Origin of the sequence: Acetobacter tropicalis, assembly GCF_030644465.1 — a bacterium.
In the GTDB taxonomy this organism is placed as follows: Bacteria; Pseudomonadota; Alphaproteobacteria; order Acetobacterales; family Acetobacteraceae; genus Acetobacter; species Acetobacter tropicalis.
In genome coordinates this window covers 1,514,877-1,536,299 of record NZ_JAUYUW010000001.1, presented here as the reverse complement: position 1 = coordinate 1,536,299, position 21,423 = coordinate 1,514,877, and the positions used below count along the sequence as shown (strand labels likewise).

The 21,423-nt window shown below is 57.6% G+C and carries 19 protein-coding genes and 2 tRNA genes; 10 read left to right on the top strand and 11 right to left on the bottom strand.

The annotated features are described in order from the left end of the window. Positions 1–80 precede the first annotated feature (80 nt). Positions 81–2,441: a helicase-related protein gene (locus QWU00_RS06850; RefSeq protein WP_035380632.1), complete on the top strand. Its 2,361-nt coding sequence runs from the start codon at positions 81–83 to the stop codon at positions 2,439–2,441. Positions 2,442–2,489: 48 nt separating this feature from the next. On the opposite strand, the gene QWU00_RS06845 is transcribed toward QWU00_RS06850, so the two are convergent. From QWU00_RS06845 to QWU00_RS06835, 3 genes are read right to left on the bottom strand one after another with little or no spacing between them, the layout of a single operon-like run. After that, the gene (locus QWU00_RS06845) at positions 2,490–3,440 is read right to left on the bottom strand and encodes an SDR family oxidoreductase (protein WP_035380630.1); all 951 of its coding nucleotides are present in this window, start codon (positions 3,438–3,440) and stop codon (positions 2,490–2,492) included. Beyond that, entirely contained in the window at positions 3,437–4,021 is a 585-nt protein-coding gene (locus QWU00_RS06840) for a DedA family protein (RefSeq protein WP_081473509.1), read from the bottom strand. Before QWU00_RS06840 ends, QWU00_RS06845 begins: the two co-directional genes overlap by 4 nt. Beyond that, on the bottom strand, positions 4,021–4,209 hold the full coding sequence (locus QWU00_RS06835) for a hypothetical protein (protein WP_140385776.1): 189 nt from the start codon (positions 4,207–4,209) through the stop codon (positions 4,021–4,023). The genes QWU00_RS06840 and QWU00_RS06835 overlap by 1 nt, the downstream gene beginning before the upstream one ends. Before the next feature lie 117 nt (positions 4,210–4,326). On the opposite strand from QWU00_RS06835, the gene QWU00_RS06830 reads away from it, so the two are divergent. Next, complete coding sequence (locus tag QWU00_RS06830; protein WP_222941904.1) at positions 4,327–6,348, top strand: S9 family peptidase; 2,022 nt, start codon at positions 4,327–4,329, stop codon at positions 6,346–6,348. A gap of 158 nt (positions 6,349–6,506) precedes the next feature. On the opposite strand, the gene QWU00_RS06825 is transcribed toward QWU00_RS06830, so the two are convergent. The 4 genes from QWU00_RS06825 to QWU00_RS06810 all read right to left on the bottom strand — a co-directional run bounded on the left by QWU00_RS06825 (position 6,507) and on the right by QWU00_RS06810 (position 9,369). Beyond that, positions 6,507–8,144, bottom strand: coding sequence for an NAD-dependent malic enzyme (locus tag QWU00_RS06825; protein WP_035380626.1), 1,638 nt, complete (start codon positions 8,142–8,144; stop codon positions 6,507–6,509). A gap of 292 nt (positions 8,145–8,436) precedes the next feature. Then, positions 8,437–8,967, bottom strand: coding sequence for a transcription termination/antitermination protein NusG (nusG, locus tag QWU00_RS06820; protein ID WP_006557411.1), 531 nt, complete (start codon positions 8,965–8,967; stop codon positions 8,437–8,439). 9 nt (positions 8,968–8,976) lie between these two features. Further along, positions 8,977–9,171, bottom strand: coding sequence for a preprotein translocase subunit SecE (secE, locus tag QWU00_RS06815; protein ID WP_006557412.1), 195 nt, complete (start codon positions 9,169–9,171; stop codon positions 8,977–8,979). Between the two features lie 121 nt (positions 9,172–9,292). Beyond that, positions 9,293–9,369, bottom strand: a tRNA-Trp gene (locus QWU00_RS06810). A 222-nt stretch (positions 9,370–9,591) separates the two neighbouring features. On the opposite strand from QWU00_RS06810, the gene QWU00_RS06805 reads away from it, so the two are divergent. From QWU00_RS06805 to atpC, 6 genes are all read left to right on the top strand, one after another. Then, positions 9,592–9,665, top strand: a tRNA-Gly gene (locus QWU00_RS06805). A gap of 514 nt (positions 9,666–10,179) precedes the next feature. Beyond that, positions 10,180–10,764: an ATP synthase F1 subunit delta gene (gene atpH, locus QWU00_RS06800; RefSeq protein ID WP_006557415.1), complete on the top strand. Its 585-nt coding sequence runs from the start codon at positions 10,180–10,182 to the stop codon at positions 10,762–10,764. Then, complete coding sequence (atpA, locus tag QWU00_RS06795) at positions 10,764–12,296, top strand: F0F1 ATP synthase subunit alpha (RefSeq protein ID WP_035380624.1); 1,533 nt, start codon at positions 10,764–10,766, stop codon at positions 12,294–12,296. Before atpH ends, atpA begins: the two co-directional genes overlap by 1 nt. Positions 12,297–12,312: 16 nt before the next feature. Next, entirely contained in the window at positions 12,313–13,209 is an 897-nt protein-coding gene (locus tag QWU00_RS06790) for a F0F1 ATP synthase subunit gamma (RefSeq protein WP_035380622.1), read from the top strand. Positions 13,210–13,240: 31 nt separating this feature from the next. Next, complete coding sequence (atpD, locus tag QWU00_RS06785) at positions 13,241–14,713, top strand: F0F1 ATP synthase subunit beta (protein WP_006557418.1); 1,473 nt, start codon at positions 13,241–13,243, stop codon at positions 14,711–14,713. Between the two features lie 27 nt (positions 14,714–14,740). Next, positions 14,741–15,154 carry an ATP synthase F1 subunit epsilon gene (gene atpC, locus QWU00_RS06780; protein ID WP_006557419.1) on the top strand — a complete coding sequence of 138 codons (414 nt, stop codon included), beginning with the start codon at positions 14,741–14,743 and terminating at the stop codon, positions 15,152–15,154. Positions 15,155–15,515: 361 nt separating this feature from the next. On the opposite strand, the gene queF is transcribed toward atpC, so the two are convergent. Then, on the bottom strand, positions 15,516–15,986 hold the full coding sequence (queF, locus tag QWU00_RS06775; RefSeq protein ID WP_006557420.1) for a preQ(1) synthase: 471 nt from the start codon (positions 15,984–15,986) through the stop codon (positions 15,516–15,518). A gap of 126 nt (positions 15,987–16,112) precedes the next feature. Here queF and rnd point away from each other — a divergent pair, with 126 nt between their 5' ends. Further along, positions 16,113–17,315: a ribonuclease D gene (gene rnd, locus QWU00_RS06770; protein WP_035380707.1), complete on the top strand. Its 1,203-nt coding sequence runs from the start codon at positions 16,113–16,115 to the stop codon at positions 17,313–17,315. A 378-nt stretch (positions 17,316–17,693) separates the two neighbouring features. Here the strand turns inward: rnd and QWU00_RS06765 are convergent, their stop codons facing one another. Further along, positions 17,694–18,692: an adenosine kinase gene (locus QWU00_RS06765; RefSeq protein ID WP_035380620.1), complete on the bottom strand. Its 999-nt coding sequence runs from the start codon at positions 18,690–18,692 to the stop codon at positions 17,694–17,696. 199 nt (positions 18,693–18,891) lie between these two features. Between QWU00_RS06765 and QWU00_RS06760 the strand changes: the two genes are divergently transcribed. Continuing rightward, on the top strand, positions 18,892–19,605 hold the full coding sequence (locus QWU00_RS06760) for a bactofilin family protein (protein ID WP_227004943.1): 714 nt from the start codon (positions 18,892–18,894) through the stop codon (positions 19,603–19,605). 112 nt (positions 19,606–19,717) lie between these two features. On the opposite strand, the gene QWU00_RS06755 is transcribed toward QWU00_RS06760, so the two are convergent. Then, complete coding sequence (locus tag QWU00_RS06755) at positions 19,718–20,326, bottom strand: GcrA family cell cycle regulator (RefSeq protein WP_035380618.1); 609 nt, start codon at positions 20,324–20,326, stop codon at positions 19,718–19,720. Between the two features lie 168 nt (positions 20,327–20,494). Then, a complete protein-coding gene (locus QWU00_RS06750; RefSeq protein WP_035380617.1) occupies positions 20,495–21,391 on the bottom strand; it encodes a delta(1)-pyrroline-2-carboxylate reductase family protein in 897 nt (298 codons plus the stop codon). Between the last annotated feature and the right edge of the window lie 32 nt (positions 21,392–21,423).

The following is a 21,423-nucleotide window of genomic DNA, read 5'->3' as shown; positions in this document are numbered from 1 at the left end:
TGTGACGGAGGGATGAAATAGGGCGGTCTTTGCGCCGTGGGGCATTGTTCCGGTGCGCAGGACGGGGCATGAGTAGAGGCATGACGTCAGAACCTTTTGCCTCCCCCGCGCGTGAGGCGTTTGTCCATGTTGCAGCCCGAACCGGGCTGGACGTTGAGCCCAAGGAAGAGCAGGAGGTTCTGCGCCGTGTTGCGCGCGCACTTGAACCCGGTGCACGGGATATTCCGGATGAGACATTCCGCACCATTCTGTGCACGGTGCGGCGCAAGAAGCGTATTTCCCGGCTGGTGGACCTTACCCGCCGCAGCGGGCGCATCTGGGTCACGCGGGACGAGATCGAACAGGCTGTTGCTACCATAACCGAGCCCGAAGCCGGAGATACGGAGCTGGAGCGTGCTCTGGCTCCGGTAGCGGAAGAACGACTGCGGTCCTACGCCAAAACACCCAAGGCTGTGTTTGAGGCCGTGCAGGCAGACCTGCTGGATACGGGGCGCGTGCTCTCTCCCGGCCAGACAGACCTTCTGCTTATGGCCATTGCCGTGGCCTTCGGCCTGCCGGAGGGCGATCCTTTTCTGGATACAGCCCGGCAGGAGGAAGCCCAGCGCCAGAAAGTGGCGCATACCATTGAACGCACGGCACAGGAAAAACGACAAAAGGAAGAGCAACGCCTTCAGGCGTGGGAAGAAAGCCTTGTTCCCTTCAAGGACGTTCCGCGGATTCTCCGCTGCTCGCACAAGGAAGCACTTCGCTGGATTGCCGAGAACCGGCTGCCCGTGGCCCGAAAGGTGCGCGAATCGGGCGGGTGGGAACGGTGGGAGTTTGATCCGGCTGAACTTGTGGCCCTGCGGGACAAGCTGGTCGAATGGCGTATTGGCACCGGTACGCCCGCGCCCGGCAGCCCCCGTGTGCAGGCCGATATGGGGCGGAAGGTGGCCAACTCGGTCATTGCACGGGTGGCGGCCCTTGATCGGTATGCCGCGCATTTTCGCACGGCCCGCGCGCTCAACCGTCGCATTACGTTGGTCACCGGCCCAACCAACAGCGGCAAATCCTACACCGCGTTGAATGCGCTGGCGCAGGCTGAAAGTGGTCTGGCGCTCGCGCCCCTCCGGTTGCTGGCGCATGAGTTCCGGGAGGCATTGGCTTCACGCGGCGTAGAAGCTTCTCTCGCCACCGGTGAGGAACGCATTATTGTGCCGGAAAGCCGTCATCTGGCGGCCACGGTGGAAATGTGTCCGTTCTACAATCCCGTTGATGTGGCGGTGATTGATGAAGCCCAGATGCTGTTTGATACAGATCGGGGTGCGGCATGGACTGCCGCTATCATGGGGGCTCCTGCCCGCCATCTTTATGTGCTGGGCGCGCCAGACTGTATCCCCATGGTGCGGCGCATTGCCGAACTATGTGGAGACCCGCTGGATGAAATCTCGCTGGAACGGAAAAGTCCGCTCCGGGCAGCAGCGCAGCCTGTCAAACTGACCGATCTTACAACAGGTGACGCGCTGATTGCGTTTTCTCGCCGGGAAGTGCTGGATCTGCGGGCCGCCCTGATGCAGCACGGGCGGCGTGTGGCAGTGGTGTATGGGGCGCTCAGCCCGGAAGTGCGCCGTGCAGAGGCCCAGCGGTTCAATTCCGGCGCGGCCGATATCCTGATAGCTACAGATGCCATTGGCATGGGGTTGAATCTGTCCATCAAGCGGGTGGTGTTTGCCGCCCTGAAAAAATTTGATGGTAAGCAGACGCGTGATCTTACGGTGCAGGAAGTCAAGCAGATTGGCGGGCGTGCGGGCCGGTATGGCAAGCATGAAGTTGGCACTGTGGCGGTCTTGGCTGGTGCGGGCAGCCCGTCCTTTATTCGCCGCCAATTGGAAGCGGATGCGGAACTGCCGGAAGATTTACGTCCCTTTGTGCAGCCGGACGCCGATATTGTGCGGGCGGTTGCGACCGAAATCGGGTCAGAAAGCCTGTATGGCGTGCTGTCCCGTATTCATAGGGCCGTGCTGCGCAAGGATGATCCCAATTACCGGCTGGCGGATATGGAACAGGCCTTTGCTATCGCTTCGGCGCTGGAAGGGGTGGACGGGCTGGATCTGACAACCCGCTGGTCTTACGCCATGTGCCCGGTGGATGATCGGGACAACGGGATTCGTCGTCTGGTGGGCTGGGCAGCCGACCATGCGGCGGGCCGACGTGTGCTGCCGCCGGGCACGGGCCGCCTTCCACCGAGTGAACGGGCCAGCCGCGAAGAACTGGAACGTGCGGAAAAACGGCATAAGCGGCTGGTGGCATGGCGTTGGCTGGCGCTGCGCTTTCCGGAGTTTTATCCGGACCGGGAAGAAGCCGAAGACACGACTCGTAAACTGAATGACTGGATTGAAAGCGTGCTCCGCCAGCAGAGCCGCACCCGCACCACGGCGGGCTCTCGCCGTGGGCACGGATAACAGGGCTTTTTCTGACCGGGCCTGTTGAGCTGCTTCCGGGGGAGGGCTTTACCAGCCCAGCCCGGTCAGCCGTTCAGACACATCCCACAGCCGTTCCGCTGTGCTGGCTTTCAGGGCTTCAGGTGGCACATGGGCCGGGCCGGGTAGTCCCCGGCGTTCTGCACGTCCCTGAGGGCCGTAATAGTCTCCATCCCGGGCAGCAGGGGAGAGTGCGGCGTAGAGCAGGGGTTCAGCCCCTCGCGCAGCGGACTGGCCCATTATCCGCAATACGACTCCGCCCAATGTTTCTTCTACCTTGCCAATGGGGCCCGGCAGGCCGGAGGCAGGACCATTGGCAACAATGGACGTGGAAGACCATCCCGGATGTGCAGCGCGGGAGTGGAGTTTCCATCCAGCGTTTCCTGCACGGCGGGCCAGTTCACGCGCAAAAAGCAGATTAGCCAGTTTGCTCTGCTGGTAGGCTCCAAACGGGCTGTAGCGGTGGCGGAACTGGAGATCATCAAAATGGATGGAGCCTTTGCAGGCTGCCAGACTGGCCACAGTCACCACAACACCACCGCCTGCCGCTGCTTCCAGCAAGGGGCGCAGATGATAGGTCAACGCAAAATGGCCAAGATGATTGGTGCCGAACTGGAGTTCAAACCCGTCCTGGGTTTCCTTCCGGCGGGCAGGCGCCATGACACCGGCATTATTGATAAGGAAATCCAGCCGGTTGGTATGGTGCGCAACAACTGCGGCGCAGGCGGCCACAGATTCAAGGGACGTAAGATCCAGCGTCAGCAGGTCTACCTCTGCGGTGGGGCAACGGGTCTTCAGGTTTTCCACTGCCACAAGCCCGCGTGCATTATTACGCACCGGCAGCAGCAGGCGTGCCCCCCGCATGGCCAGCCCGCAAGCCGTTTCAAACCCCAGCCCGCTGTTGGCGCCCGTTACCAGTGCAACTTTTCCCTGCAAGCTGGGCTGCTTGGCCGTTACGGCCCACTCGTGTCGTCCAATCATGAAGGGATAATCCGTAACCGTTCGTCATTTTCCGCGGCTTTCAAGGCTTCCTCCGTCAGGCGTTTCTCGTTGCGTTTCAGGAAAAGGAATGACGCGGTAATAATGATGATGGCGCAAACGCCGAACCCGATGCCGACCGGGCCAGACAGTTTGAGCACCTCATTCCCCAGCATATAGGTGCAAAAGGCGTATCCTCCTGCCCAGCATATGCCACCTAACGCATTGTGCCATAAAAACGTGTGCCACGGCATATGGTTCGCCCCGGCCAGCAGCGCTACAAACATGCGCAGAACCGCAATAAACCGGCCAAAAAACACCACTGATCCGCCATGCTTCAAAAACACATAGCGGCCCAGCAACAAACGCTCAGGTGTAAGCCCGATCTTGGGGCCGTATTTCTGCAACAGTTTCAGCCCCAGCGCACGGCCCAGCAGATACCCGAAATTGTCACCCATGATGGCACCAGTCACGGCGGCGATAATAACGCCCGTAATGTGCAGCTTGTGGGTTGTGGCGCAGAATAAAGCAGCGGTGATGATCAGGCTTTCCGCTGGCAGGGGCAGGCCCATGCTTTCCAGCATCACCACCACGCCAACCACGGCATAACCGTATTGGGAGAACAGGCCATCCAGATGCTGGAGCGAAAAGTAGGATTCAAGAGTGTGTAGCAGGACGGGTTATCCATTTCTGGCAGATCGGGTGTCACAGGCAGGAACAGTGTTGGGTGCGGGGTGTCAAGTCTGTCTGCGGGCGGAGGGTGGGCAATCATGCTGGGCTGCACCGCTGGAGATATGAGGGAAAAACCCTATCATGGTGAAAAGAGCATCTGCATGCGCCGGGTTGCGTTGGGCGCGTGCGTTATTGTTTTCTGGTCAAGGAGTCCCTGATGCCTGATGCGCCTATCTCTGCCGAAGTTTCCAGCGTTGCTAAAAAGGAGAGCAGCAAGCAGCCATTGCCCTGTGGCACCTGGCCCTCCCGTGTCACGGTAGATCTGGTGGCAGGGAAAACACGCACGCTTTCTGAAGTCAGTGTTGATGGGACCGTGGTGTACTGGCTGGAGCGGCGGCCCTCGGAAAAGGGGCGCACAGTCCTTATGCGGTGGTGTGAGGTCTCCGGAAGTCAGGAGGTTCTGCCGCCTGAGTGTGATGTCGCAACACGGGTGCATGAATATGGGGGCGGGGCATATGCCGTCCGGAACGGGCAGGTTGTCTTCTCTGATAAGCGAACAGGTGGCTTATGGGGCCTGCTTGCCGAAGATGCCACTCCTGTCTGTCTGGCACCGGGGGAGGGGCTACGTTATGCGGACCTCCGATTTGATCAGGCAGGCCATACGGTGCTGGCCGTGCGGGAAGATCATCGCATACAAGGGGAGCCAAAGGCGGCTCTTGTTGCTGTTCCCGTTGGTTCCGATCCTGTGGGGAAAGGGGCCGTGCTTTATACGGGGCCAGATTTTCTTTCTTCTCCGGCACTTTCTCCTGATGGCGCGTTTCTGGCGTGGATCGAGTGGGATCACCCCAATATGCCGTGGGATGCCACGCGCCTCTGTCTTGCCCGTGTTGTGCGCGATGCGCAGGGACAGATTCGGGCGCTTGAGGATCGGCGTGTTCTAGCCGGAGAAACACAGGCCGAATCGATTCTCGAACCACGCTGGGCAGACGATGGACGGTTGCTGGTTATTTCTGATCGGTCAGGCAGTTGGACCGTCTGGCAGGTAGAGCCGTCGGCTCAGTCATTGCACAATTCGGCGCAACAGGTGGATGCACCCCTTTCTGGATTGACGCTGCTCCCCATGCCGGAGGGCGAAATCGGTCAGCCGGCATGGGTATTCGGCCAGCGCAGCTATCAGCCTCTGCCGCAGGGGAGCACCCTGGTTCTGGCTGTGCGGGAAGGGGTTACACATTGTTTGTGCGTGAGCCGCGAGGGCACAGTGACACCCTTTGCCGCGCATCCTGAACAATGCCCTGTGCCTTTGACCAATGGCCACTTTGCATGGCTTGAAGCACCATCAGACGCCTTGCCAACGGTCGTTGTGGGCACGGGGCAGAACGGCGTGCAGCAGGTTCTTCAGCATTCTGCGGCTCTCACCCTTTCTTCGGATGATATTTCCCGGCCCGAAACAATTCGTTTCCCGGTTGAGGAAGGAGGCGAACCACTGGGCCATGCCTTTTTCTATCCACCAGCCAACAGTGCTGCCCGTGTACCAGAAGGGGAGCGCCCCCCCATGATTGTGCTGGTGCATGGTGGTCCTACCGCCCGCGCGCAGGAAGGACTGTCTTTCAAGGTGCAGTGGTGGACATCCCGTGGCTTTGCCGTGCTGGATGTGAACTATGGTGGCTCCACAGGGTTCGGCAGGCAGTGGCGCGAGCGCCTGAAAGGGGCCTGGGGCGTGGTGGATGTGGCGGACTGCATTGCCGCCTGCCAGCATATGGTCAAAACCGGACGGATTGATCCGGCCCGAATCGCGATCCGGGGTTCCAGTGCTGGTGGCATGACGGTGTTGGTGGCGCTGGCATCCTCGTCTCTCTTTGCCGCCGGGGTCAGCCTGTATGGCGTGACAGACCTGCGGGCACTGGCGCAGGAGACCCATAAATTTGAAGCACGCTATCTGGATGGACTGATTGGGCCGTGGCCAGAGGCCGAATCGGTCTATCTGGCGCGCTCTCCTCTTTCCGTGGCGGCGCGCATCCGGGCCCCCGTTCTGCTGTTGCAGGGTGCGGAAGATCAGGTGGTTCCCCCTGCTCAGGCATACGCCATGGCCGATGCCCTGAAGGCAGCAGGCACACCCTGCATTTTGCACGAATTTCCCTGCGAGGGGCACGGCTTTCGGCAGGAAAGCACCATTCGCAAGGCGTGGGAGGAAGAGCTGGCATTTTATGGCCAGGTGTTTGGTTTTCAGCCTCAGGGCTAAGCGGCGGGGTGACCTGTCTTAAATGTGATCACCGGCTGTCTCTTCATCTGGAGCCGGAGGGCGTGGTACCCGTTGAAGCAAGAAAAAGGCCGGTTCCCCTTTCAGGGAATCGGCCTTTCTTGTGTCTCAGGCAATGGAGGTGTGACGCCTGAAAGCCCTTAGAATTCCGCGTAACGCGGAGAATAGGTCAGGCTTTCAATCCATGCCCGGATATCTGTTGGGCGGTCCACCGTGGCGGCCCCTTTTTCAAAAATGAACTCCGCAATACGGGCTGCGGAGGTGATGGACACTTCCAGAATATCGCTCTGCGGTGGGAACAACCGTCCACGTTCCTGAGAAATGGGGCTGACCTGATCCGCCAGAGCGCGGGCAGCTTCAATGACCATTTCGTTGGTAATCACGTCCGGGCAGGTTGCGTAGACTGCCAGCGCCAGCGCGGGGAAAATATAAAAATTGTTGGCCTGACCGGGGTAGAACGTCTTGTCGTTCAGCGTGACTTCCGGGAACTGGATGCCAGCCGCAAAAAGCGCCCGTCCGTTGGACCATGTATAAGCCTGCTCGGCCGTGCATTCCGCGTTGGTGCCCGGCAGGGAAAGGGCAAAGATCACGGGGCGTTCATTCAGGGCAGACATGGCTTCCACCACGTCCTGCGTAAATGCGCCGCCTGCGGTTGAAACCCCAACCAGAACCGTTGGCTTCACGGTTTTTACCATCGCCAGCAGATCTTTCGATGCAGGCATGGTCTTGGCGTAGCGGGCCTGCTGCGGGGAAAGATCCGTGCGGGACGTTTCCAGCAGTCCGTTCACGTCCATCAGCGTAATGCGGGAAATGGCATCTTCTTCCGAGACACCTTCCAGCTTCATGGCGGAGACGAGCATGTCTGCCGTGCCCAGCCCTGAAGAGCCAGCACCAAGGAACAGGATGCGTTGGCCAGTCAGCGATTCGCCCTTGATCTTGAGGGCCGTGATCAGCCCGGCCAGCGTAACGGCTGCCGTGCCCTGAATGTCATCATTATAGCAGCGAATCCGATCCTGATATTTTTCCAGATACCGGATGGCGTCCGTGCCTTTCCAGTCTTCAAAATGGATCACGCAGCGCGGGAACACGGCGCGCACCGCCTGAATGAATTCTTCCACAAATTCATCCAGAACCTCTTCAGACGGCGGCTCACGCCGCAGGCCCAGATAAAGCGGATCAGCGCGAAGCGCCGTGTTGGTCGTGCCAATATCAAGCTGAATGGGCAGCAGCACATCAGGCGGCACGGCACCGCAGGCGGTGTACAGATGCAGCTTGCCAATGGGGATACCCATGCCGTTTACGCCGATATCGCCCAACCCCAGAATGCGGCCGCCGGTGGTCACGCAGATGGCGCGTACATCCGTGACCGGCCAGTTACGCAGCACCTCTTCAATCCGGCCCTTCATTTCCAGGCTGATATACATGCCACGTGGGCGCCGATAGATGTGGCTGAACTGCTTGCACACTGTTGCCAGCGTGGGGGCGTACACAATCGGCACAAACTTGGCCGGGTTGGACATCAACACGCGGAAGAACAGGGTTTCGTTCTGGTCACGCAGGCCGCTCAGATAAATATAGCGTTCCAGATCATTGGGCTTGGCATCCAGATGCCGCTGCACCCGCTCCACCTGCCTGTCCAGACTTTCCACATGCGTTGGCAGGAGACCTTCCAGACCATAAAGGCGGCGTTCTTCCGTTGTAAACGCCGTGCCTTTGTTAAGGCGTGCGTCATTGAGAAGGGACATTCCCCGGGCAGGAGGCGGTGTGGTGCTGGGCATGGAAGACCTTTGAAAAATGGAACACAAGGCCCGCTTTATAGCGCTCAAAAGCGCGTGACGGGCAGCGGCTTTGTCTCAGGAAACGTATCAAATATCTGAAAGCTGCCGGTTGAGTTTTTCAAGATAGAGCTATGCTTTTACAGGAACAGTAAAATCGGTTTTCAAAACGGGCACCGGCAGTAAAGTCTTGGCGGCTCAGATGGCCTGCTGGCAGAAAGGGAGAACCGAAAACAAAAAAAGTGGCCACAAGGGCCACTTTTTCAGGAAATCCAGAAACTGGAACAATACCAAATCAGAGCTTTTCAACCTGATTATATTCCAGATCCACCGGCGTAGACCGCCCGAAGATGGAGACGCTGACTTTCAGGCGACCCTTTTCTTCGTCAATTTCTTCAATCACGCCATTGAAGGAGGTAAACGGACCATCCGCCACGCGAATCTGTTCACCAACTTCAAACGTAACAGCCGAACGCGGATGCTGAATGCCTTCCTGCGTCTGCTTGATAATCCGTTCAGCTTCTGCTGCGGAAATGGGAGTCGGCCGGTTTCTGGTGCCCAGAAACCCCGTAACCTTGGGCGTATCCTTGACCAGATGCCAGGATTCGTCCGTCATTTCCATTTTCACCAGCACATAGCCGGGGAAAAACTTGCGTTCAGCGTTAACTTTCTGGCCGCGGCGCACTTCAATGACTTCTTCTGAAGGAACCAGAATCTCGTCAATGTGGTCTGCCAGACCCTTCTGCTCAGCCTGTTCGCGAATATGCTGCGCAATTTTCTTTTCGAAGCCCGAATAGACGTGGACCACGTACCAACGTTTGGCCATGTCGTTTCCTCAGCCTCCCAGTCCGAACAATTGACGCACGCCAAGACCAATCAACTGGTCAACGACGAAAAAGAACACCGATGCCATGCCTGCCATGGCAAGAACGGCACCTGTTGTAATGAGAGTGGCGCGGCGTGTGGGCCATGTAACCCGTTCGGCCTCGGCACGCACATCACGCAGAAACTTACCGGGACTGACCGACACGAACCATCCTCTCTCCGCTGACTGGCCCGACGCAATGCGGGCAGACAGTGCAGCCTGAAAAACTCTTCAATTCTGTCAGGAAACGCCGCATGCGCAGCAAACTTTTCCAGCCAGCATAAACTGGCAGGGGTGGAGGGTCTCGAACCCACAACCTCCGGTTTTGGAGACCGGCGCTCTAGCCAATTGAGCTACACCCCTGCAATGCGACTGCCGTCACTACAGGCCGAGCATAACGGAAACCCGTCAGCCTGACCAGCCGTGCGCGGCCCTTGCAGGAGGCGGAACAAAATATGTTGTGAGGATAAAGTCAAGAGGCAGAAGACGATAACCTGCAAGATGGTGCAGATCAGGCACAAAAAACCGCATGAACGGGGGCTTGCAGGACAGACGGATTTTAGCGTAAAAGCATCGCCACGGAGTGCGGGCATAGCATAGTGGTAATGCAGTAGCCTTCCAAGCTACCGAGGAGGGTTCGATTCCCTCTGTCCGCTCCAAGCTTTCCCCTACATGTTATAAAAACTGCCATTTCAGCCCTCTTAAAAGCGGCATGAGAATGGAACAGTTTTCTTGCGTCTCACCAGTGGGCGATATGGGGCAGAAATTTTTTTCAAAAATATGAAATTCTAACGTCACGCTGTTTTTGTGCTCCTTCCGGTGTGCCGTTTTTTGGATTCGGGGCGCGTCGTTTATTTTCTAGAAAGAGTGGGCCGGCTCTGACGCCAGGTGTGTGCGGTATTACGGATAGGGTCTCCGTGCCTCAAAACGTGAGCCATATTTCTTCATCGCTCAGTCCGCTTTTTTCTCGGGCTTTGAGATGAGAGGATTCGTTTTTCATCCCTTGGGAGCCAGAAAACGGCCCCGATCTTAAAATTAGAGTTAAGCTGCCAGTTGCGTGGTGTGTTTCAGCATGCTAGAGGCCGCGCCGACGCATGCTTGTGGTTCCTGACGGACCAGAGGCGGAGTCATGACGTGGAATGCCGGCGCGCACAGAAGGAAAGAGCCTAAAAAGTGGTGGCCTCGGGCGTAACGACAGCACAACCGGTTGCTTTTGCTGCCAACGGTCTTGAAGGCCGTTATGCAACTGCGCTTTATGAACTCGCAGCAGATCAGCAGCAGCTTGACGCAGTGCTTGATGAAGGGGCGGCTCTTGCCCGCCTGATTGATGAAAGCGCGCCGCTGCGCACTGTTCTGGCTGACACACGGCTGGATATCCTCGTATCGCGCAAAGCTGTTCTGGCAGCTCTTGAAGCGCAGGGATTCAGCCAGATCATCAGAAATTTTGTTGGCGTTGTGGCTGATAACCGCCGCCTGCCTGTGCTGCGGCGCATTCTGGCTTCGCTAGATGCGCTGGCGGCGTCGCGCCGTGGTGAAGTGGTGGCCGAGGTGGTAAGCGCCCAGCCCCTTTCCACACCGCAGCGCGCCCAGCTTCAGGTTCGCCTGGCAGAGGCTGGTTATTCCCGCGTTACAATCCGTGAGCGTGTCGACGCTTCCCTCCTCGGCGGTCTCGTCGTGCGTGTGGGGGCTAAACTTTATGACGCCAGTCTTCAGACCCGCCTGTTTCGTTTGCATTACGCCATGAAGGGAGCCGCGTGATGGAAATCCGTCCCGCAGAGATTTCGGATATCCTCAAGCAGCAGATTGCTTCGTTCGACAAGGAATCCGATGTTGTCGAAACCGGCACTGTCCTGTCCGTAGGGGATGGTATTGCCCGTGTGTTCGGCCTGCAGAATGTCATGGCGGGTGAGCTCGTTGAGTTCCCGTCCGCTGGCCAGAAAGGCATGGCGCTGAACCTCGAAAGCGATAACGTTGGTATCGTGATTTTCGGGGATGACACCAACATCCGTGAAGGCGACACCGTCAGCCGTTCCGGTGTGGTGGTCGAAGTGCCCACCGGCAAAGGCCTGCTGGGCCGCGTTGTGGACGGTCTGGGTAATCCGATCGACGGCAAGGGTCCGCTGTCCAACGTTGAAATGCGTCGCGCTGAAGTCAAGGCTCCCGGCATTATGCCGCGTCAGTCTGTTAGCGAACCGATGCAGACCGGCATTAAGGCCATTGACGCACTGGTGCCCGTTGGCCGTGGTCAGCGTGAACTGGTGATTGGTGACCGTCAGACTGGTAAAACAACCATTCTGACTGATACCATTCTGGCGCAGAAGACCGTCAATGATGAAGGCGACGACAAGAAGTCCCTTTACTGCATTTACGTAGCGGTTGGTCAGAAGCGTTCTACAGTGGCGCAACTTGTGCGTCTGCTGGAAGAAAAGGGTGCGCTGCAGTACTCCATCGTTGTGGCTGCCACGGCGTCTGATCCGGCTCCGCTTCAGTATCTGGCACCGTATTCTGCCTGCGCCATGGGCGAATATTTCCGTGACAACGGCATGCACGCCCTGATCTGCTACGATGATCTGTCCAAGCAGGCTGTGGCTTACCGTCAGATGTCTCTGCTGCTGCGTCGTCCGCCGGGCCGTGAAGCCTATCCGGGTGACGTGTTCTACCTGCACTCCCGTCTGCTGGAACGCGCTGCGAAGATGTCCGACGCCCACGGCGGCGGTTCTCTTACCGCTCTGCCGGTGATTGAAACTCAGGCCGGTGACGTTTCCGCTTACATCCCGACCAACGTGATTTCCATCACCGATGGTCAGATCTTCCTGGAAACCGATCTGTTCTACCGTGGTATCCGCCCGGCCGTAAACGTTGGTGGCTCTGTGTCCCGCGTTGGTTCCGCTGCGCAGATCAAGGCCATGAAGCAGGTTGCAGGCAAGATCAAACTGGAACTGGCCCAGTATCGTGAAATGGCAGCGTTCTCTCAGTTCGCGTCAGATCTTGATCCGGCTACCCAGAAGCAGCTGGCACGTGGTGCCCGTCTGGTGGAACTGCTGAAGCAGCCGCAGTCTTCTCCCCTTACGGTGGAAGAGCAGGTTGTGGTGCTGTATGCCGGAACCCGTGGCTTTATTGATGGTATCGCCGTTGATAAGGTTGTGGCGTGGGAACGCGCTCTGCTGGGTGACCTGCAGAATGCTGGCAAGGATGTTCTTGAAGCCATTGGCAAGGACCGCCAGTTGACCAAGGATACCGAAGCGCGTCTGACGGAATATCTGACCACCTTCAACCGTAATTTCGGCTGAGGGAGCAGGAGCATTCATGGCTTCCCTCAAGGAACTCCGCGCCCGGATCGGAAGTATCAAGTCGACACGGAAGATCACCAGCGCGATGAAAATGGTCGCGGCCGCAAAACTGCGCCGCGCTCAGGCTAGTGCTGAAGCTGCCCGTCCGTACGCAGCGGCTATGCGCCGTATGCTGGCCGAACTGGCAGGCGCTGCGAAGGGGGAAGAAGGCGGTCCACGCCTTCTGGCCGGAACAGGGCGTGATCAGATCCATCTGCTTATTCCGATCACCAGTGATCGCGGGCTGTGCGGTGGCTTCAACGCCAACGTGCACCGCCTGACACAGCAGACCATCCGTCGGCTCCAGTCCGAAGGCAAAACTGTCAAGCTGCTGCCTGTTGGCCGTCGCGCTCTGAACTATTTCTCGCGTGAATACAGTGATCTCATCATTGATAAGGTCAGTGGCGTCAGTGGGAAGGACGTGCCGTTCTCAGCCGCAACCGATCTTGGGAACAAGATTAATGCGCTGCTGGAAGCAGGCGAGATTGATGTCTGCACGCTTGTTTATAACAAGTTCCGCAATGCCATGACGCAGGTTCCAGCCTGCCAGCAGCTTGTGCCGCTGGTGATGGACGATGCCGCAACCGCAGCAACTGCTCCGGAAGCTGCAGGTGACGTGGCCCAGTACGAATTTGAACCGGATGAAGCAACGCTTCTGGCAATGCTGCTTCCGAAAAATCTGCAGGTTCAGATCTACGCATCGCTGCTGGAAACAGCGGCAGGCGAGAACGGAGCCCGTATGACGGCCATGGACAACGCCACGCGGAATGCAGGCCGGTCCATTGACAGTCTGAGCAAAGTCTATAACCGGACCCGCCAGACAAACATTACTAACGAACTGATCGAAATCATCTCGGGCGCACAGGCTGTCTGAGCCCGCTCGTTTGCCCCGCAGGAGCTGACCCATGTCGGATACCACAACCCAGACCCAGGCCCCTGCGGCCACGAAGACCAATGCTGTTGGCCGCATTACCGAGATCAAAGGGCCGGTTGTTGATGTGCAGTTCGAAGGTGAACTGCCGAAAATCCTCAACGCCCTTCACGTAAAGCTGGGTGATCAGACACTGGTGCTTGAAGTGGCCCAGGAAATTGGCGAGCACGAAGTGCGCTGCATTGCCATGGACACCACCGATGGCTTGGTGCGTGGTGCCGAAGTGCTGGACACCGGCTCTCAGATCTCCGTGCCGGTTGGCCCGGAAACGCTTGGTCGTATCCTGAACGTTACCGGTGACCCGATTGATGAAAAGGGCCCGATCAAAACGGCTCGGCGCGCGCCCATCCATCGTGACGCCCCGTCTTTTGAAGAACAGGCTGCTGCCTCTGAAATCCTGATGACCGGGATCAAGGTGGTTGATCTGCTCTGCCCGTATCTGAAGGGTGGTAAGGTTGGTCTGTTCGGCGGTGCCGGTGTAGGCAAGACCGTTATCATTCAGGAACTGATCAACAATATCGCCAAGGCGCACGGTGGTGTGTCCGTGTTTGCTGGTGTTGGTGAACGTACCCGTGAAGGGAACGACCTGTATTACGAAATGCAGGACGCTGGCGTTATCAAGCTGGGCGAAGACAACGCAACCGATGGCTCCAAAGTGGCGCTGGTGTTCGGTCAGATGAACGAACCGCCGGGTGCACGTGCTCGCGTGGCGCTGACTGGTCTGACGCTGGCTGAATATTTCCGTGACGAAGAAAACCAGGACGTTCTCTTCTTCGTGGATAACATCTTCCGCTTTACGCAGGCTGGTTCTGAAGTGTCCGCTCTGCTGGGCCGTATTCCGTCTGCTGTGGGTTATCAGCCCACGCTGGCAACGGAAATGGGTGCGCTGCAGGAACGTATTACGTCCACCAAAAAGGGCTCCATTACGTCCGTTCAGGCCGTGTATGTCCCTGCCGATGACTTGACCGATCCGGCTCCCGCAGCAACCTTTGCCCACTTGGATGCAACAACGGTGCTGAACCGTTCCATCGCTGAAATGGGCATCTACCCGGCTGTTGATCCGCTGGATTCCACGTCCCGTTCTCTGGACCCCGCCATTGTGGGTGAAGAGCACTATAACGTGGCGCGTGAAGTGCAGCGTATTCTGCAGACCTACAAGTCCTTGCAGGATATCATCGCCATCCTTGGTATGGATGAACTGTCTGAAGACGATAAGCTGATCGTGGCGCGTGCTCGCCGCATCCAGCGCTTCCTGTCTCAGCCGTTCCACGTGGCTGAAGTGTTCACAGGCGCACCGGGCAAGCTGGTTTCTGTGGCTGACACGGTTCGTTCCTTCAAAGCCATCTGTGCCGGTGAATATGATGACCTGCCGGAAGCTGCTTTCTACATGGTTGGCACCATTGAAGAAGCCGTTGCCAAGGCAGAAAAACTGAGAGAATCGGCCTGATAGCCGATTTCGGGAAGGAGCACATCCATGCCGATCCAGGTCGAGATTATCAGCCCTGAAAAGGTTCTGGTGTCGCGTGAAGTAGATATGGTGGTAATGCCGGGTGCGGAAGGCGATATTGCCGCCATGCCCGATCATGCCCCTATGATGCTTCTGCTCCGTGGTGGTGTTGTGTCACTGTATGAAAATGATACGGTGACAGACCGCTTTTTTGTAGGCGGTGGCTTTGCTGACATGACAGCAACCCGCTGCACCATTCTGGCAGACAAAGCTGAGCCGGTAAGCGCAATCTCTATTGATAACGCAACTGCCCAGTTGGAAGCTCTGACGGAAGCATGGGACAAAGCGGACAAGAGTGATATGTCCCGGCTGGACGTGCTTCAGGATAAAATCCTGGCGGTCCGTGCTGAAATTGAAGCAGGTTCTTCCCACTCTGCCTGATATGTTGGTCAATAGGGTCTGTTGAAGTCCAAACAAAAAGCCACTTGTTATCAGGTGGCTTTTTTTTATGGGCAGACTTTTTTGCCAGAGAGCAAAATGAGGGAGTAGTGCCTGCTGCTCCGCGCTGCCTCACAAAAAGATCTTCCGCGATATCCTTTTGTGAGCCTCTTTTAGAAGGGGTGGACAGAGGTTCAAAAGCAGGCAGGCCTGCTGGGCCTGCACCTGAAGGTGTTACATATCGCTGAGATACTACCGGTATCGAGCACACAAATGTGCCTTTCAGCGATAAAATTTCTCCACTGCCTTCCTTCTTTCAGGTCCTTCCTCTGCGGATATTTCAGATTGTCTTCTGTGGGCAGATTTAGCCGCGGCCGCGATATGTGGGAACATCCTGCGAGGGAATCCAGACATCTGCCGGGGGTGCGCCTGTCTGCCAGAAGACATCAATGGGAATACCACCACGGGGGTACCAATAGGCCCCGATGCGCAGCCAGACGGGCGAGAGCAGATCAACCAGTGTTGTTGCAATCTGCACAGAGCAGGCTTCGTGAAACGCGCCGTGGTTTCGGAAGCTGGTCAGGAACAGCTTGAGGGATTTGCTCTCCACAATCCACTGATCTGGCACATAATCAATGACCAGATGCGCAAAATCAGGCTGGCCCGTCACGGGGCAGAGGGACGTGAATTCCGGTGCGGTAAAGCGCACCAGGTAGCGTTTGTCAGGGTAAGGGGCAGGCACACGTTCTAATACAGCCTCTTCCGGGCTGGTGGGGGCGGGGGTGTGGCGTCCCAACTGGGTGAGGGCGGCGCTGCCGTCGTCTGGGCGGGTCATGATGAACTCTTCCTTGTGTCTCAGATAGCTCTGGATGTCGAAGCTGTAAGCCGTTTCGTCAAGCTTTTCAGGCATGGCAGCCGTGGGTCTGCTTCTTTTTCTTCTCAGGTTGTGTATGAAGGTCTTATGGCCAAATCTTCAGCTCCTTCCTTCCCACAGCCCCGCCTTGTTTCCACAACACAGGATCTGGCAGACTCACTCATCCGTTTACGGGAAGAGCGGTTTCTGACCATTGATACCGAGTTCATGCGGGAACGCACATATTGGCCGGAATTATGTCTGGTTCAGATTGGCGGCGCCAATGATGTTGTCCTGATTGATACGTTGGCGGAAGGGCTTGATCTCGCGCCGCTGGCTGATCTGCTGGCAGATGAAAGTGTGCTGAAGGTTTTCCACGCTGCACGGCAGGATCTGGAGATTTTCCTGTATCTGTTTGATGCCTTGCCAACGCCTGTGTTTGATACACAGGTGGCTGCCATGGTGGCAGGTTATGGAGATCAGGTGGGGTATGACAGCCTTGTAGGCTCCCTGACAGGCCACGCCATTGATAAAAGTCACCGGTTTACGGACTGGTCCGTCAGGCCCCTAACGCCCGCGCAACTGACGTACGCAGCCGGTGATGTCACGTGGCTGCGGCTTGTTTACGAGCGGCTGGTGAAAAAGCTGGAGCAGGAAAAGCGGCTGGAATGGGTTTCTGCCGAAATGGCAGAACTGGCTGACCCTGCGACATTTCGCGCTGACCCTGAAAAACAGTGGGAACGGCTGCGTGCCCGTACTGGTAACCGGCGGATGCTTGGTATTCTCCGGGCCGTGGCGGCGCTTCGTGAGCGGGAAGCCCAACGCGTAAACGTACCACGTCAGCGTTTGCTGAAAGATGAAAGCCTACTGGAAATTGCGGCAACCGCACCTGCTACGGTGGACGCTCTGGCGCGTGTCAGGGGTATTTCGCGTGGGTTGGCTGAAGGCCGAACCGGTCAGGGGCTATTGGAAGCGGTAAAGGCAGCGCAGGCATTGCCTGATTCAGAACTGCCCCGCCTGCCAAAAGGCCGAAGCAAGGATGCGCCGCGTCCGTCCGCTGCTCTTATGGCTTTGCTGAAAGTGCTGTTGACCACCTGCTGTGAAGATCATGATGTTGCGCCTAAACTCGTGGCATCCATGGATGATCTTGAAGCGCTGGCACTTGATCCGTCCGTGCCCAACCCTTTGCTGTCAGGCTGGCGGAAGCGCGTGTTTGGTGATGCTGCTTTGGCCCTGCGCAATGGAGATATTGCTCTGGCCGTGAAAAAGGGAAAAGTGGACCTTATTCCGTGCGAGTCTTCAGCGAAGTAAAGAACGCCTTAAACGGTCTTTCCGTGCTGTCAGGCCAGCTTGGTGAAGACCCAAAATTGGTTTTACAGTTGGCGTCCGTGGGCGGCTGGCCAGCTTACGTGCCACACGACAAATGGTGTGTAAGCAGTCGGACTAGTGCCCCCGTTTGTCACTGAATGTATTGGATTTTCGTTTCTCAGGGCAACGCAGCGCGCTGTGAGCCCCCCTGCTTGTCAGCGTCTGAAATTTTTCAGTAGCCGTCACCTGTCGATACGTTGAACAGGCTCTCTGATTTTTTCAAAAAGTCTCTTGGGGTGCTGGTTCTGGTGACGTGAAACCGTTCTCTGTTCTCAGAGACTGTCCACAAAAGCAGCCCCTGAGAACCAAAGGGAAAGGGTTTTAGAAACCCATTTCCTGCCAGATGTTGGAGAGCGGGCGCGCGCCGACGTGTGAAATGATTTCAGACGCGGCCACGGATGCCAATCGGCCACATTCGGGCAGTGTCCGCCCAGATGTCAGCCCGGCCAGAAAGCCTGCTGCATAGGCATCACCAGCGCCAGTTGTATCGACCACCTGGGTAGGGACAGGATCAACTTTGGTGCGCTGGCCGTCATGAATGATCACGCTGCCAAGGCCGGAGCGTGTCAGGGCGGCGAAGGTTGTGTCCTGCTCGGTGTGGCGGGCGGCTGTATCAAAATCTTCCGTTTCATACAGAGCGCAGATTTCATCTTCGTTGGCGAAGAGAATATCAATGTGCCCGCGCAGCAGATCCAGAAAAGCTTGACGGTGGCGGCCAACGCAGAACGGATCAGAAAGAGTGAGCGCAACCTGACGGCCATTCTGGTGGGCGAGGGTTGCGGCGCGGCGGAAGGCTTCCTGCGCATGGGGCGGATCAAATAGATACCCTTCAAGATACACAATGCTGGAGGCTGCAATGGCTTCCTGAATGACGTCATCGGGTGTGAAGTAAGTGCAGGCGCCAAGGTAGGTTGCCATGGTGCGCTGCCCATCAGGCGTTACCATCACAATGCAGCGTGCCGTCGGCAGGTTTTCGTAAGTATGGCCATCCAGCGGCGCGGAAGGAAATGTAATGCCGTTTTCACGCAGATCCTGCGCAAACGTATCTCCCGCCTGGTCCCGCGCCACTTTACCCAGATAGGCAACGCGTGCGCCAAACTGGGCGGCGACCACACAGGTATTGGCAGCCGAGCCTCCGCCCATAACACGTTCCGTTTTCAGCGTGGCTGTCAGAGCATTTGCACGGTCCACGTCAATCAGCGTCATGCTGCCCGGTGTCAGACCTTGCTGTTGCAGAAAGGAAGGTTCAACATTGGCAAGGATGTCCGTAATGGCATTGCCAATGCCCAGAATGTCGTATTTCGTTTCAGAAACGGTCATGAGCGTGTGTGTTTTCCTGAAAAAAATGAATGAGTCGGCTTTTTCGGTAGCCCGCTGCCATAAAAAGGGCAACAGGAAGCCTTAAGGGATGCTTGCCGCTCGGCCTGTCGGCTGTATAACAATTTGGAATGCCAGCTAGACGGATCGATGCGGGCAGTTACACGATCAGTAAAACCGCTGTCATAAAATGGCAGCCAGCATGGCGGGGGTGTTCTTGTTCAGAAGACGCAAACCTGAAGAAACCAAACCAGCAGCACCCGGCGCGGGTCAGAATGCCAGTTCGTCTGACAAGGCACGTCCGACCAGTGCGTTTGGTACCATTTTTCCTCCCACTTCTCCAGCCGGTTCACCCACACCTGCTTCCGGCAGCGGTGCGGCTCCGGCTTCCCGTCCTGATACAGCAAAGGAGACCCCTATGGGTCGTGCGCCACTTCCTCCCGGTTCCCCGCTTTCCCCCGGTTCTTCCGTGCCTCCCATTCCGGGTGCTGCCGCCCGCGGTCTGCCGCAGCAGGTACAGCCTAAAAAAGACGTGCCCGAACAGAGAACCCTTGTGGTTGGTCGCGGCATCAGCGTTCAGGGCACTGTGCAGGATGCTGAACGTCTGGTGGTTGAAGGCACCGTTGAATCCAGCATGATCACCGCCAAGGAACTGAGCGTCATGCCTGGTGGCCTGTTCCGCGGTGGTGTGGAAGTGGAAAACGCAGAGATCGCCGGTACGGTTGATGGGTCTCTGACAGCCCGCGGCAGCCTGACGCTGCGCGCAACTGGCCGCCTGCTGGGCAAAGCCGCCTGCCGCCGCCTGAAAGTGGAAGATGGTGGTCAGATTACTGGTCAGCTTGAAATGCTGAGCGATGATGCAGCATCCAAGCCTTCTGTCTCCGCGCCAGAAAAGAGCGCCAGCGCAGAAAGCTGAGAGGTCTGAAAAGACCACGCCCTCACCTGCCTGATTGCTGATCCGGTAGGTGAGGGGGCGCTATCCCATGTGTCATGCGGGAAGCGCCAGGGAGCATGAGGCTCTCGAAAGATCAGGCGACGTTATCGCGCCGGTCGCGTAGTTTAACGTATGCAATCTGTGCGTGTTCAGCACAGTAAGGTTTGCCCGGAAGCGGCACAGCCCCACAAAAATGGAAACCCGGTGTTCCCGGATCACCAATAGGCCAACAGCAGGACGGTCCACGCCGCTTTTGTGGATCAGGGTCTGAAATACGCTGCGGAACCGGCTTGGGTTTTGCTGGCGCACGCGGAGCCGGTTTTTCAACCTTGGCAACTTTGGGCTGAACAGCCGCCGCAGGGGCTGCCGCCACAGGTGTGGGAGCCGGTGTTGCTGCAGGTGCGGGTTTGGGTACAACCTGTGTAGATTCCGTAACCGTGTCCGGTGCCTCCACCTTGGTTGTGGGTGCGGGAGACGTAGCCGGGGCCGCAGCAGTTGCTCCGTCAGGTTTGGCAACGCTTTCAGCTTCCGGCTTCTTGACACCACGCCGGATGGGTGACGGGCGGGGGGGCAGCCCCAGCCGGTGTGCTTTGCCCACCACCGCGTTTTTAGTGATGGAGAGCCGACGGCCTATTTCTGCCGTTGAAAGACCTTCCGCCCAGAGCTCTTTGAGCCGGGAGATTGTTTCCTCGGTCCACTCCATTCACAGGCACCTTTTTTACATTGTCATCGTACAAGGAAGCAGCCTGCTTCCAATTCGGCGCATATTAGGGCGAGCGCAGGGGTATCTCAAGGACAAAGCCGTATAATCTTGCGCTTGCCTGCCGGAATCCGCTTGAAAAAGAAGGTTTTCTCCTGCCTGAGCCTCCTTTTACTGCTGGGTTGCCACAACGCGGCATGCTGCCAGATCCCATGCGGCACACCCGACTGATTTGAAAAAGATCGGTTGGCCTGCAGGAACCTCGCCTGTAAGCGCCGCAGCCAGAGGGCGGACATTCTGCCAGTTGATGCCAGCCTGAATCAGATCCCCAGCCTCGGTTGGGGCACCTACAGGGTCATCTACATAGAGCAGGCTGTTGTGTACAATCTGGGGGCCAACCTCAATCATCTCCGGTTTGTAAGCACCCACACCTATGACCAGACAGTGCGGCGCGGCTGGGGCGTCATAGAGAACAGTGGTGCTGGATGTCAGCGTCAGGACAACATCAAACGGTTCCTCATCAGCCTGTTCCGGGGCAAGCCTGAAAGAGGGCGTGCTGTGCTGCTGGCAGAATTTTTCAGCCCGTTCTACGGAACGGCCCCGCACGGTTACGCAGGCATGGGGGTAGAGCGCCGCCAATGCCTCAACATGGGCAATGGCCTGAGCGCCCGTACCAATCATCAACACCCGTTTGACCGGCCCACGTGCCAGCAGCTTGATGCCCAACAGACTGATGGCAGACGTCCGCCGCATGGTGACCGTAGGGCCGTCCAGTGCAAACAGAAACGTGCCGGTTGCGGCATCTGCACAGTTGACAACTCCCTGAATGGTGGGGCGGTCCGTGCCAGTGTTGTTCGGGCAGATGGTGAGTATTTTGGTAACCAGAAGATCCTTGCTGGCGGTAGGCATGGTCATTAACAACGCCGAGCCTTCGGGAGCGGGAACACTCAGCCGTTCAGGGCAGCGAATTGCCCCTTCGGCATAGTCCTGAACCGTGCGGGCCAGAGCGTCCACCAAGGCGGAGTAAGGCAGGAGGGCGCGCGTTTGGGCAGCGGAATAATGCTTCATGCGGAAATCTTTCTGTCAGAACCATGTGGCAA